The following is an 11,883-nucleotide window of genomic DNA, read 5'->3' as shown; positions in this document are numbered from 1 at the left end:
TGATTTGCTTCAGGTTTTGAGTTTGTCAACTTGTGTGTCCTGACGATCTACTCGAGGCGTTGAGCTCGAAAAGCAGGGTTAAGGTCACTCGTGATGCGGATTGCATCCCCTCCCAAACACGTAATCGCTCAACCATGCTCGACGCATTCTCCAGGAAGGCCGTCTCGGCCGACTCCAGCGGCGCCTTCATTGGCGGAGGCGAGCTTGCCTCTCTGAAGTCTTTCATCGCAGACGGCAACAAGCGCCTTGACGCTGTGAACGCCATCTCCTCCAACGCCAGCTGCATCGTCTCTGACGCCGTTGCAGGCATCTGCTGCGAGAACACCGGCCTGACCGCCCCTAACGGTGGTGTGTACACCAACCGCAAGATGGCTGCTTGCCTGCGCGACGGTGAAATCGTTCTCCGTTATGTCAGCTACGCGCTGCTCGCCGGTGACGCTTCTGTGCTTCAGGACCGCTGCCTCAACGGCCTTCGCGAAACCTATGCCGCCCTGGGCGTGCCTACCGGTTCCGCTTCCCGCGCCGTCGCCATCATGAAGGCTGCTGCTGCTGCTCTGATCACCAACACCAACAGCCAGGCCAAGAAAATGGCTCTCACCTCCGGTGACTGCTCCAGCCTCGCCGGTGAAGCTGGCAGCTACTTCGACATGGTGATCAGCGCCATCAGCTGAGCCAGAGATCATTTTCTGAACACCTGAAAACCCTTCTTCAAAATCATGAAGTCCGTCATCACCACCGTTATCGGCGCTGCCGATAGCTCCTCCCGTTTCCCCTCCGCCTCCGACATGGAGTCGGTGCAGGGTTCCATCCAGCGCGCTGCTGCACGTCTGGAAGCCGCTGAGAAGCTGGCTGGCAACTACGACGCCGTGGCTCAAGAAGCTGTCGACGCTGTTTACGCTCAGTACCCCAACGGTGCCACCGGCCGTCAGCCCCGTAAGTGCGCCACCGAAGGCAAAGAGAAGTGCAAGCGTGACTTCGTTCACTACCTGCGTCTGATCAACTACTGCCTGGTCACCGGCGGCACCGGCCCCCTCGATGAGCTGGCCATCAACGGTCAAAAAGAGGTCTACAAGGCCCTCAGCATCGACGCTGGCACCTACGTTGCTGGTTTCTCCCACATCCGCTCCCGCGGTTGCGCTCCTCGCGACATGAGCGCTCAGGCTCTGACCGCCTACAACCAGCTGCTGGACTACGTGATCAACTCCCTGGGCTGATCATTTAGCTTCAAGCTGATTGATTGTGTCGATCTAATCAGCGGGGTGGGCATAGTGCCCACCCCTTTTTTTACCCTTATCAAACTGTGCAGCATAAAATGCAGCACCCATGGCTTCATTTAGTAGTCAGAGTTATGAGGGCATAAATGATTAGGTTGCAAGACATAGCTCGCATCAACGCTCGGATGAAGTGGTCAAAGAAGCCAAGGTTCAGCAATTGCTAGCCATTGAAAACTGTGACCGTCAATCCATCTGCGGATTCATCTCTCGACAGGCTAAAGATTGCCTATCAGTTCAATGATTGGGCCGGCATGTTTGAGAGGTGATTAATAGTCCACCTCACCCCTTCCCTCATCATGCTCAGCACTCAAACGAGTCCCGAAGGGCTCGCAGCTGCAAGTCGCACCAAGCCTGCGTCCTACTCCATGACGAGTAAAGCAGGAAAGAACACTGTGCACCGCACGGTCGCTGGTGCCATCGCTGAATACAAGCGCAACACCTGCGCAGCGATGGGTCTTGGTATCGGACCTCGCCTTCATGGTGAGGTGCCCTATGCAGTCACCTTCGACGAATACGCCCCTAGCAGCAGCGAAGCTCTGGAGCGGACTATCAACGCTGCCTACCGCCAAGTCTTTGGCAATCTGCCACCGACCGAAGCTGAGCGTTGCACTTCCTTGGAAGCGCGCCTAATGAACGGCGAGATCACCGTCCGTGACTTCGTCAATGGACTGGCAAAGTCACCTTTTTACAAGGACAACTACTTCCACTCCGTTGCACCTCAGCGCGGGATCGAGCTCAACTTCAAGCACATCATGGGACGCGCTCCCCTGAATCAGGCTGAAGTGCAAAACAGCATCAAGCTGCAGGCCGAGGAAGGCTTTGACGCCCTCATCGACAGCATGACTGACTGTGCTGAGTACGCCGAGGTCTTCGGTTCTGACATCGTTCCGTATACCAGAACTGCAGATTCCTACGCTGGAATGTACACCTCGTCCTTCAACTTGAGCCGGGAGTTGGGTAGCACCAAGGTGGCTATCAGTGATAACGCTCAAGGCAAAAAGGCTCGTACCACGACCCCCTTGGCAACAGCAGCGGCTAAGGCTACTCAACCTGTGACCTTCACCTACCGGTCTGTGGCCAAGACACCAGTCAGGCTGCCTGAACAGCAGTACAGCGGTCATAAGCCCCCTGCTGTAACTGACTATGTGCCCTTCCGTCCCTTTGGTGTTCACTTCTGATTTCAAGAAGCTGGAAGGATCCCATTAAATTGGGAAATCAAAAGTGCCCCTTCACTGAAGGGGCACTTTTTTATTGCATGCCGACGAAAGTAAAGAGATAGTGCCTGGAAAATGATGAGTAAATCCAAGCCACCCTCGATCAATTAGATTGGCATGCAACTCAATGGCCATGGATTTGAGTCAGGGCGTAGAAGATCTAAACACAATCAGTAACAGCAAGCTCACAGAAGAGGAAGCTTCAAAGCTGGCTGATGAACTGAGCCTAAAACTGAGTGAAGGCGTGATTCCAGGCGCCGATAGCGATTCATTAAAAAAAATGGTTGCTGGACTTGGAGATCAACGAGGAGCTCTTCGCTTAACGTTTGCAAAAAGCCTCGGGGCAGTTGGTGAGGCAGCACTTCCAATCCTGTGCAACTCCTTGCGAACTCACGAAAACGTTGTCGTCAGACGGGCATCTGCCAAAACCCTGAACCTAATAGGCAGCAAAGCAGCATTGCCATTCCTATTGGAAGCCTTTCTCGAAGATGATGATCCAGTTGTACTTGGCTCATCTGCCGGGGCAATGGCAACGATTGGCCCAGATGCATTGGAATCGTTATTAGGAATTTTAGCTAATCCGGAATGTACGCCATTTCAAGTTGGGCTAATCAATCTAGCCCTCACATTCATAGGAGCAAAAGCCCCTGAAGCATTACTAGAGGCGTGTGATTCACCCCATGCAGAAGTACGTGTAGCTGCAATCTCAGCACTGGGTGATCAAATCCAGGCATTAGGGGATGCCAAAGCAATGCAGCGACTACTGAATGCGATGGATGACGAGTGCAGTGAAGTTAGGGCAGAAGCAGCTACCTTAATTGGAAAGTCTTGTGATGCAGAGGATGTGCAACATTTACTTGTTGCGAAACTAGTTGATGACGACCCACAAGTAAGAAAGAATTCTGCTTTATCACTTATGAAGCTGACAGCCCGTGAGTCAATCGAAGGACTTTCAAAAGCGGCCGAAAGCGAACAAGACGAAGGCGTCAAGAAAGTGATTGAAGTTGCGATCAAAATACTGAAAGCGGATGACGAGTGAATAGGAAGCAGAAATCCAGGGAAGGAATGCTATCGACACCAAAGAGAAAACTAGTCAACAGAAAGCAACTGCAGTAGAGTGCAAAGAGAAGTAGTCGGTAGCTCCGTGCTGCGAAAGCCAGCTAGTCACTACAGCTTCACTGACACCTTGGAAATGGAGGAGTGCTGCAAAGCACACTTCTCAGAGTATTACCAAGGCTCGGCCTTTGACTGTAATGTGACTCAGCTGACTAGCGGCAGTCTGCTAACAAAAACAATCTGCTCTCCAGTAAAAGACATACACCTGGAGATTTTTGAGAGTAACCAGGCTCTGCTCTATGAAGAGGAAGCAAATATCAACTCAATTTCGTTCTGCTGGGTAACCCCTGAAAAGCGCAAAGAAAACAAATATGCAACCACCATGAGTGGTTACAGAATGAATAATCAGAGTGTCGCAGGATTCAATAGGATCAGCAAAACTGGAGGTAATACCTGGAATCTTTTAGCCTCAAACAACAAGCTGTATTGCATGAGCTTGAGATGGGAGCGGCTCAAGAAAAGAATCCAATCACTAAAAGCCTATGAGGCCTACGCAAGGCTTGAGAAATCAATTGGATTTGACTCCTGCAACTCCGCTACAGTCCAACTGAAAAGACTAGTCAAAGAGCATTTTAATGGGAAATTAATTACCCAGCCGGCAAAAGCCTTTGATCTTGCCATTGCATGTCTAGAAGAAGGGGCAACCGGCAAGTCAATCGAAAGAGAAAGGAGTGAGTCAAGTGAACTAGTCGAAGATTTGGTGAAGCTCATTCACGAAGACAGGAATGGATTGCCACCAATTACCCTGAGCGAAATAAGTGATTATCTGGATACTGGAAAAAATTCTCTCAATAAAGCATGCAAAGAGACATTTGGGATGAATGTCTTAGAGCTAACAAAGGTAGTTCGACTAGAACAAGCCAGAAAATCTCTATCCAATCCAACCATAAGCTCAGGGTTGCGGCTGTTCACGAAAGAGCGAATTGCTGAATACTATGGATTTTCCAAATGGACGACATTTGAAGAGCTGTACTTCAGAACCTACTTAGAAAATCCAGAAGACACAGTCGAGAAAACACGAGGTATCAACATCGGGGTCTCAGCTCTTGGTGGAGAGGAGAAAATATGAGCATCATCATTGAGTATAAGGACCCTCTCAATCTTTCAGAAGAGCTCCAAAAGCTAGGGCAGAGCACACGAATCACACAATTTGAAAATGGTGGTGGAACTTACAAGATTTCTCCTCTTCAATATAAATCAGTATCTGTGGCGGAAATAGAGTCCACTAAAACGCTGCTTTATGAGGGCTGGGGAAATGGTGAAACTATTGATTTCAACTGGATTACTCCACTTGGCAGGGAAGTAGAAGGGTTAGGCAGGTGTGATGGTTACAAAATGACGCCGAATAGCCTCGCTGGATTTGCGACAATAAGCCCACAACCAAGGAACTCATGGGGACGATATACAAACAATTGCACAAGCACAGCCTGCATGGTGAGGAAGAGTGATTTTATTGATTACCTGCACGAATGCAAAGCTTACAACGCGCTTGAAAGGATCAATGGCGACATTGGAATGGAGTGCATGCCAAAACATTTAGCACAATTAAAGAGGCTGGTTGAGAGGAATATCCGAAGGCAAGAAGAAGGTATCGATAACAAATACTTTGAAATTCTGACTGCATGTCTAGAACAGCCAATTACAGTCAGTGACTCAAGCCAATCACCCAAGAATATTGACCTGTTGCGGGAGATTGTCAAACTTGCCCATGACTCAGATGTCATGACGAAGCCTCTAACCTTGGCAGAAGTATGTAGACAAATTCATACAAGCCAAGCCTCACTCTATCGAATCTGCCAAGAAAGCTTTGGCATGGGAATCATTGAAATGATGACCCAAATCAGATTAGAGGAGTCAAGGCGAGTGCTTTTGAATTCAGAACTAAGGTATGAGCTGAAATTACGTTCTATCAGGGAGATAGCCATCCATTTTGGCTTCAAGCATCAAGGCAGATATGCCCGTCGTTACGCCACAGCATATGGCGAGTTGCCAAGTCAAACATTAGAAAGAGCTCGGTTTTATCAGATTGGGTATAGCCCTATTAAAGTCGCTTCAATACGCTAAAGCAGGTCTGTTTTAATGCATCCCAGTAAGTTTCCAAAAATAGGCGCTCAATGGTTGGCCTGGCATCTTGGAGCCCAAGACTGAGGCAAGCCCAGACCGCAGCAATTCTTGATTTAGCATATTGGGGTTCACTGTTACTTAAGGCTTCAACAACAAGGTCAGATAGAGAGTGCAAACGTAATTGTCCGATGATATTTGTGATTAAATAATGCACACCATAGTCAGATCCATGTTGGTTCCAGATATCAATAATCGCTTGGTGTTGATCAGCAGACTCTAAGTTTAGAAGAGCCTTCGCACCAAGATATTGCTTGCCTTCATCTCGATGGCGCAAATAATCACAAATGGAATCCAAAGATGATGGAGACGACAGCTCTGATGGATAAACCAACAGGCGTGGATCATCAATCAAAATGGACTGAAGGAAGGTGTTCAAATAATATTGATGGTTTTTACCAAGGATGCGGAGCGCACTTTTAGCGCGCAAAGGCATGGAAACAGCAGATGAAGATAATGCAGAAAGTGAGGCTTCATGCCCCGCATCGCCGAGATCGATCACGGCCGCACGACGAATCCCAACCGTATTGTCTGATAGGCGTTCACTCAAACTCTCTAAGCGTTCCAGTGAGCCTGTATATCGAACCGAATAGGCAAGGGCAGCCCCACTAACCAAATAATCAGAGTGGGATTCAAACGGTGAAATTTGCGCAGCACAATCGTCAACATCAAGCCTGCTAAAGCACTGGATTGACACACGCTGAATGGCTGCAGAGCGTTGGTGTAATAGGTTCAATAAAGTGGTCTTGATATCTGTTGTTAAAGGCAAGCCAATTGTTATTAGAGCATCAACAGCATTGACAACAGTGGGGTCATCATCGCTAGACAAAGCTTCCTGAATGACAGGCAATGTGGAGAGATTCTTACGCCGCCCTAATGCTTCAATAGCTTTTCTACGAGTAATGCGATCAAAAATATCCTCTCTCTCTCCAGAAGACGCTGAGATTAAGGCTTCCAGAGACTCGTGCGAGCTACAAGCACCAAGCCGAGTAGCGGCAATATATTTAACACCTGGGTTATCAAGCTCGCCAGAGGGTTGATTGAGAAGGTCAACAGCATTTGACTCAGACATGCCTGCAAAGAGCCCATCAAATCGCTGACTATTTACCATTTAATTTGAGCAATTCTTTTTAGTTGTTCTAACAGCTGGCTACACAGATCGGGTAAGCATGATAAAAAGCAAAGCCAGATTGAGGAGATGGGGATCCTGCTGATAAAATCTGGATAGAGCTTGGGCTTAGCGCATGTCGAGAGCTGAATTCATTCGCTTCATTGGCGTCCTAAGGGAGGACACCGAGCTGAGAAGCAAGTTTGCGGACGCGCAGCCTGAAGAAATACTCAGACTGGCCAAGGCCAACGGATTTGATTTCTCGGACGAAATTCAAGGGCGATTCCTAAACCGCTGGGCCGGTGTGTATTTCTGCCCATTTGCCAACGACATTGGCGAATTGTGTCCAAAACTTGTGCCACCTGGCTTTAAAACGCTGCTGGAATATTCACAAACCACTTGCAGCAAAGAGGACGAAGTTGAACGCTATGACTTTCGTGCTGGGGGCTATTACGAAGGCCTTAAACCAGTCTGAAGCGTACCTCGAAAACCAGAACATAACGGTCTTCATTCTCCCGTCTCTGAAGGGAGCACTGCGTACTAGCTCTACAGCTCTGAAAAGTTCTTTATGACTACGATTAATTCAGTGCCTGTAGCCATTGATATAATCAAAACTAGCAACGACTTAGCACTGAAATACCACGCGATCTGGTGGTTAGGCAAAAACAAAGAGCAGCAGGCAGTTGCCGTTCTCTCTGAAGTCCTCAATGAAGACAATGATCAAACGGCATTGGGTGGGTATCCATTGCGCCGGCAAGCTGCTCGATCACTAGGAATGATCGCCAACCCGCAGGCGATCGCGCCGTTAATTCAATCACTCAATTCAAATGATTTACGACTTCAAGAAGCAGCTATCCTTGCATTGAGGTCTATTAATGACCCAGTCTGTGTTCCAAGCTTAATTGAATATCTATATGGAACATCATTGTCCAAGCCTATGGAGGCTTTAATTGAAGCCTTGGCTGCATTTGAGATATGGGAAGTATCAGAAGTAATCAGAGATTATTTGAATGACAGCTCCAAACGCATCCAAGGGGCTGCTGGAATTTATTTTTACAGAATGACAAGAGAACGAAAATATCTAGCAACCATCAACAGCAATCTATCGGACCAGAATGCATTCTTGAGGCAATCAGCTGCGTTTGATCTGGCCCAATGCCATGACGCAAATCTAAGCGAAAATATAACAGCTGCCAATCTTCCCAATAATGTAAAGATGGCAGCACTAAAGCAAATTCTAGAGACGCATGCCCGTTGTATTCATTCAGGAAATTCTAAGAACTCAATCCTCGACAGCGTAGTGAAGGAACTCATCTCCAAGATTGACTCACTCGTTACAGATGCCATTCAGGGCAATCTTCCATCTTCAAATCTACTAGCAAATAACAACAGCACTGAGCTATCCCCTCTAGAACTTAGCAAGGGGCATTTAATCAAGCTCATTCAGCAAAATCCAACGAACAATGAGCAGCTATTAAAAACACTTCAGGCCAGTGAGACAGACTGCTGCATGGAGCTTTGCGCGAGCTGCATTGAGAGCGAAGATCAAGATATACGTGCTGCGATTGTGCAACTCCTCTATTTCATGAGGTGTACTCAAGCTGTCACTGTTCTACAGCATGTCATCGGCCTTGAAATTGCTAACCATTGTCAAGGCAAGCTAAGACGTGTAGCACTCTTGGCTCTAGGGAAGCTGTACCATGATTTTGAAGACTGCAGTGAGACTAAAACATCCATTCAGTCAACGCTGCATTGGGCATTAGCTAAACCCGAGGATTGGGGCCTGCGTTATTCAGCTGTAATGGCCTATGAAGAGATGGCCTTAATCAAGCCAATAGATTTTGAACTATTCTCAAAAGCCAATAAAGCCTGTCAAACTGATCTAATTATTGATTTAAGACTGGCCATAGCTGAATCCGTCCTGAAAGAATCAGCAGAGGACTTGGTCAAGACTTAGAAGTTGCAACCAGGTTTTCATGCCGGGCCAATCCGGACTCAGCGGCTTCCTTGATCAAGGGATCAGTGGATGATTCCATCAGCGATTTTAAAGAGCTCGCCACAAGGGGATGATTAATATCTGCTAATGCTTGAGTGGCACTGTAGACCAAAGCAACGTTCTCATTTGTGAGCACATTGACTAGAAGCTGAACGGCTTCATCTCCACCAAGTTGCTGTTTACCGAGCTGCCCAAGGCACATCAATCCGCCTTGGACAACAACCATGTCTGAATCGTCAATCGCATCCCTAAGTAAATCCATCACCTCATCAGGAAACGGCTGGTTAGGAAAATTTTTGAACAACTGAACAAATGCCTTTGGACAGCATCTTTTTGCCGTTTGATTTTTGGTTCGACCATAAAGCTCAATGACAGGCAGGAATGCTTCATAGCCAAAGAATCCAACACCCTTTACAGCGCCACGATAAACCTTGGGGTCTTCATGTTCAAATAAATCGAGCAGCCGAGGCAATGCTTCCGATGCATATTTCTCTGCCATTTCACGACATGCATCCTCTTGGATCCGAGGATTTGGATGCATCAAATCTTCGAATAAGGAATTAAGGTTGGTATTGCAATCCGCAGCAGCTTCCATTTAGATATCTAAATGACAAGTCCTGATGATATCACCCAGGAGTCGTACAAGGACCTTATTGAGATGATGGGAAATGAATGCTTTTCAGACCCATCTAGGCATCCTAATGCTTTAGAAGTTCTTGGGCCTTTAAACGGACGATGGGCTCAGGGTCAGAAGCGACAAGCTGCACCAAAAAAGGCTCAATGGTCTCAGGCCAACTTGATTGCGGAAGGAACCCCAATGCTTCAAGACAAGCAAAACGTTTTTGCCAAGAAAAATTCGTGTAATCCGATCGAAGAGCATCCATCTGGTCCATAAATAAATCAGGGAAACGCATAGAAAGAGATAGCAGTGCAGCTGGAGGTGATTTTTTGAATTGTGGGCGTAGGTCTTGTATGGCATCAAGAAGGAGTTCTTTGATGAAAGGCAAAGAGTCATCAGGCCAGGTATCTACAAATCTAAATAAATGCATAAAAAAGTAATGTACTCCATAATCATTATGAGCACGATCAGACCATGATTTTTGCAAGAATGGCCAGATGAGTTGGCCATCCGTAGCAACAAGATGCTGCATCGCTAAATAGCAACGACTGAAATCCGGACAAAACAGCTCGTTGACCAAAAATGCAGGGTCTTGAGCATCCTCATAGTGATGTAGAACAACAATTTCTTCTGGACGGTCAAGAATCACTCTCTTGACCAAGTCAATCCCATAGGGAGCCTCAAGCTGCTCATCATTAAGCAACAGCTTTAAAGCCCTCATTTTGAATGCAGGGGAAACAGGAGCCTTGGTGACATCAGCCAGAAGATCAACTTGCCTGGCATCAATAATGTCTTGAACAGCACTTTGCCGATCCATCTGATTTGGCAAAAACAAATTCTCTGAAAGCTTTTCAAATTCATCCTTAGAAAGTTGTCTTTGCTTTGCAAGTGCCGCAATAGCAGCACCAGCCACTGATGGTTTGTCATCTCTCTTTAGCTCTTCGAAATGTGGGATAGCTTGATCAACATCTAACGAAGAAAGAGTCTGAATTAAAACTCTCCGATTTTGACTGGGCTCTGCCAACAGCGAAATCATTTGCTCATGAAAAGCACTGTCCTGACAGATCAATTGCCCCAATGCCCAGGCAGCATTTTCAACCATGTAGATATCTTTGCTGGCAAGGCATTGGCCAATAACTGTTTGCGCCTCCTGGCAGTGCAGGCGTCCTAGGACTTCAACAGCTTTACGTTGAGCCAACAACACACTGGAATCTTGCGAACTAATTTGCAAAAAGCCAATCAACCCATTCACCGTGTCCTCACCCGGAAAATTAATTAGGTGGGAAGCCGCCATATAGAAGTCACTTTTAGAATCAAGCTCTTCTACACTGCTTTTCAGTATTTTTAGCGCACCAAGTTGGGTTAATCCTTGGTGAATATTATCAAATTCTCCTGCCATCTATCGAGGATTCATTGGATCAAAAACTAGCACTAAGTAGGCAGAAGATACCCGCCGCAATGTTGATCAATAAGAAAAGTTTGAGCAGCTTTTCTTTTGAGGTGGCCTACGGCAGAATTTACTGGCATTTGCTTCATGAGCATGGGCCCCTCTGCTGGTCGTGATATCTGCCTGACAGTGCGGAGACTAGAAGGTCCAGCGTCCCAAACCATCCATACAGTGCGCATTCCTTTTTCTCGGATGCAGCAATGGATGCAAATGGCAAGCAAATCCGGAATCACCGTTCTTGACGTTTCAGCCAGCGGATCAGCATCTGTTGTCACCAAGCAGAAGGACCAGCCTGCTGCGAAAGCACAGCCCAAGAAGAACGCACCTAAACCTGCAACAGCAGCAAAATCAGAGAGCAAGTCTTCAAATCCACCAAAGCGTCGTGGACGCAGAAAGGCTTCCTGACACAGGTCAGGATCTGGATGGATTCAAGCCGAAATCTCAAATACTGCCTCTTGAGGCCGAGTGGATTTCAGTCCATCCCAGTTAATAGCAGCAAGGAATGCTTTGGGGTCTTGAGTCTCGACAACATCTACCCCCCAAAAACCTTCTTGCAAAGGTGAGCCTGGCGCCCCTGCAGAATCTTTTCTTCCACCCAGGGCTAACACTGTATGGGAGTTAGTGTGCCCCTTTGTTTGGCGGTAAGTTTTCCAAGCTTTGACAAGTTCATGAGCGAGCTGAACAGGCTCGAGTGAGGACTCGCAGGTCAAGGCCCAGTGCGGATGATCAAGAACTTGGGCAGCAGTAATTGCTGAAGAGTTAACAACCAAAGATTCAGCAAGATCTTGCATATCTATGGCAGGAACACTGTCACTTGTTATCTGCAGATTATGAGAGAGAACAAATGTGGTCATGGATTGGTTTGTTTGGCTCAAATTAAGGGTTCTCTTTGCTAGCCAGAGGCTTCGAGCGAGTAGGGATACCCGGACCAACGACGGTGTTTGAGTCAGTCTTTTCTAAGCCACAAAAAAAGGAGGGGCGATGCCCC

The 11,883-nt window shown here is 47.3% G+C and carries 13 protein-coding genes; 9 read left to right on the top strand and 4 right to left on the bottom strand.

The annotated features are described in order from the left end of the window. Window positions 1–134: 134 nt before the first annotated feature. The 6 genes from SIB46_RS11010 to SIB46_RS10985 all read left to right on the top strand — a co-directional run bounded on the left by SIB46_RS11010 (window position 135) and on the right by SIB46_RS10985 (window position 5,668). Entirely contained in the window at window positions 135–671 is a 537-nt protein-coding gene (locus SIB46_RS11010; RefSeq protein ID WP_413297781.1) for a bleomycin hydrolase, read from the top strand. A gap of 45 nt (window positions 672–716) precedes the next feature. Then, window positions 717–1,214 (top strand): class 2 C-phycoerythrin subunit alpha, encoded by a 498-nt coding sequence (gene mpeA, locus SIB46_RS11005; protein ID WP_413296177.1) that lies wholly within the window; start codon window positions 717–719, stop codon window positions 1,212–1,214. 356 nt (window positions 1,215–1,570) lie between these two features. After that, window positions 1,571–2,452, top strand: a complete 882-nt coding sequence (locus tag SIB46_RS11000; RefSeq protein ID WP_413296176.1) for a phycobilisome rod-core linker polypeptide — start codon at window positions 1,571–1,573, stop codon at window positions 2,450–2,452. A gap of 169 nt (window positions 2,453–2,621) precedes the next feature. After that, on the top strand, window positions 2,622–3,527 hold the full coding sequence (locus SIB46_RS10995) for a HEAT repeat domain-containing protein (protein WP_413296175.1): 906 nt from the start codon (window positions 2,622–2,624) through the stop codon (window positions 3,525–3,527). A 105-nt stretch (window positions 3,528–3,632) separates the two neighbouring features. Further along, window positions 3,633–4,673 (top strand): AraC family transcriptional regulator, encoded by a 1,041-nt coding sequence (locus SIB46_RS10990; protein ID WP_413296174.1) that lies wholly within the window; start codon window positions 3,633–3,635, stop codon window positions 4,671–4,673. Continuing rightward, on the top strand, window positions 4,670–5,668 hold the full coding sequence (locus SIB46_RS10985) for a helix-turn-helix transcriptional regulator (RefSeq protein ID WP_413296173.1): 999 nt from the start codon (window positions 4,670–4,672) through the stop codon (window positions 5,666–5,668). The genes SIB46_RS10990 and SIB46_RS10985 overlap by 4 nt, the downstream gene beginning before the upstream one ends. Here the strand turns inward: SIB46_RS10985 and SIB46_RS10980 are convergent. Then, the gene (locus tag SIB46_RS10980; RefSeq protein ID WP_413296172.1) at window positions 5,646–6,797 is read right to left on the bottom strand and encodes a HEAT repeat domain-containing protein; all 1,152 of its coding nucleotides are present in this window, start codon (window positions 6,795–6,797) and stop codon (window positions 5,646–5,648) included. The two genes, SIB46_RS10985 and SIB46_RS10980, sit on opposite strands and share 23 nt — an antisense overlap. A 172-nt stretch (window positions 6,798–6,969) precedes the next feature. Here SIB46_RS10980 and SIB46_RS10975 point away from each other — a divergent pair, with 172 nt between their 5' ends. Further along, a complete protein-coding gene (locus SIB46_RS10975; RefSeq protein WP_413296171.1) occupies window positions 6,970–7,308 on the top strand; it encodes a Nif11-like leader peptide family natural product precursor in 339 nt (112 codons plus the stop codon). 93 nt (window positions 7,309–7,401) lie between these two features. Continuing rightward, the gene (locus SIB46_RS10970) at window positions 7,402–8,790 is read left to right on the top strand and encodes a HEAT repeat domain-containing protein (protein ID WP_413296170.1); all 1,389 of its coding nucleotides are present in this window, start codon (window positions 7,402–7,404) and stop codon (window positions 8,788–8,790) included. Here the strand turns inward: SIB46_RS10970 and SIB46_RS10965 are convergent. After that, window positions 8,780–9,424, bottom strand: a complete 645-nt coding sequence (locus tag SIB46_RS10965) for a HEAT repeat domain-containing protein (protein WP_413296169.1) — start codon at window positions 9,422–9,424, stop codon at window positions 8,780–8,782. The genes SIB46_RS10970 and SIB46_RS10965 overlap by 11 nt on opposite strands. A 103-nt stretch (window positions 9,425–9,527) precedes the next feature. Next, the gene (locus SIB46_RS10960; protein WP_413296168.1) at window positions 9,528–10,847 is read right to left on the bottom strand and encodes a HEAT repeat domain-containing protein; all 1,320 of its coding nucleotides are present in this window, start codon (window positions 10,845–10,847) and stop codon (window positions 9,528–9,530) included. A gap of 219 nt (window positions 10,848–11,066) precedes the next feature. Between SIB46_RS10960 and SIB46_RS10955 the strand changes: the two genes are divergently transcribed. Next, entirely contained in the window at window positions 11,067–11,300 is a 234-nt protein-coding gene (locus SIB46_RS10955) for a hypothetical protein (protein WP_413296167.1), read from the top strand. A gap of 23 nt (window positions 11,301–11,323) precedes the next feature. Here the strand turns inward: SIB46_RS10955 and SIB46_RS10950 are convergent, their stop codons facing one another. Then, window positions 11,324–11,749 (bottom strand): DUF2656 family protein, encoded by a 426-nt coding sequence (locus tag SIB46_RS10950; protein ID WP_413296166.1) that lies wholly within the window; start codon window positions 11,747–11,749, stop codon window positions 11,324–11,326. Window positions 11,750–11,883: the final 134 nt, after the last annotated feature.

The sequence above is a fragment of the Synechococcus sp. MIT S9452 genome (assembly GCF_047304245.1).
Classification (GTDB): domain Bacteria; phylum Cyanobacteriota; class Cyanobacteriia; order PCC-6307; family Cyanobiaceae; genus RCC307.
Note: the sequence above shows the minus strand (reverse complement) of the source record. Positions and strands in the feature narration are given on the sequence as shown.

Excerpts from the sequence above, each read along its gene's own strand:
- SIB46_RS11010 (WP_413297781.1), top strand. The coding sequence starts at position 135 with ATGCTCGACGCATTCTCCAGGAAGGCCGTCTCGGCCGACTCCAGCGGC.
- mpeA (WP_413296177.1), top strand. The coding sequence starts at position 717 with ATGAAGTCCGTCATCACCACCGTTATCGGCGCTGCCGATAGCTCCTCC.
- SIB46_RS11000 (WP_413296176.1), top strand. The coding sequence starts at position 1,571 with ATGCTCAGCACTCAAACGAGTCCCGAAGGGCTCGCAGCTGCAAGTCGC.
- SIB46_RS10995 (WP_413296175.1), top strand. The coding sequence starts at position 2,622 with ATGGATTTGAGTCAGGGCGTAGAAGATCTAAACACAATCAGTAACAGC.
- SIB46_RS10985 (WP_413296173.1), top strand. The coding sequence starts at position 4,670 with ATGAGCATCATCATTGAGTATAAGGACCCTCTCAATCTTTCAGAAGAG.
- SIB46_RS10980 (WP_413296172.1), bottom strand. The coding sequence starts at position 6,797 with ATGTCTGAGTCAAATGCTGTTGACCTTCTCAATCAACCCTCTGGCGAG.
- SIB46_RS10975 (WP_413296171.1), top strand. The coding sequence starts at position 6,970 with ATGTCGAGAGCTGAATTCATTCGCTTCATTGGCGTCCTAAGGGAGGAC.
- SIB46_RS10970 (WP_413296170.1), top strand. The coding sequence starts at position 7,402 with ATGACTACGATTAATTCAGTGCCTGTAGCCATTGATATAATCAAAACT.
- SIB46_RS10965 (WP_413296169.1), bottom strand. The coding sequence starts at position 9,424 with ATGGAAGCTGCTGCGGATTGCAATACCAACCTTAATTCCTTATTCGAA.
- SIB46_RS10960 (WP_413296168.1), bottom strand. The coding sequence starts at position 10,847 with ATGGCAGGAGAATTTGATAATATTCACCAAGGATTAACCCAACTTGGT.
- SIB46_RS10950 (WP_413296166.1), bottom strand. The coding sequence starts at position 11,749 with ATGACCACATTTGTTCTCTCTCATAATCTGCAGATAACAAGTGACAGT.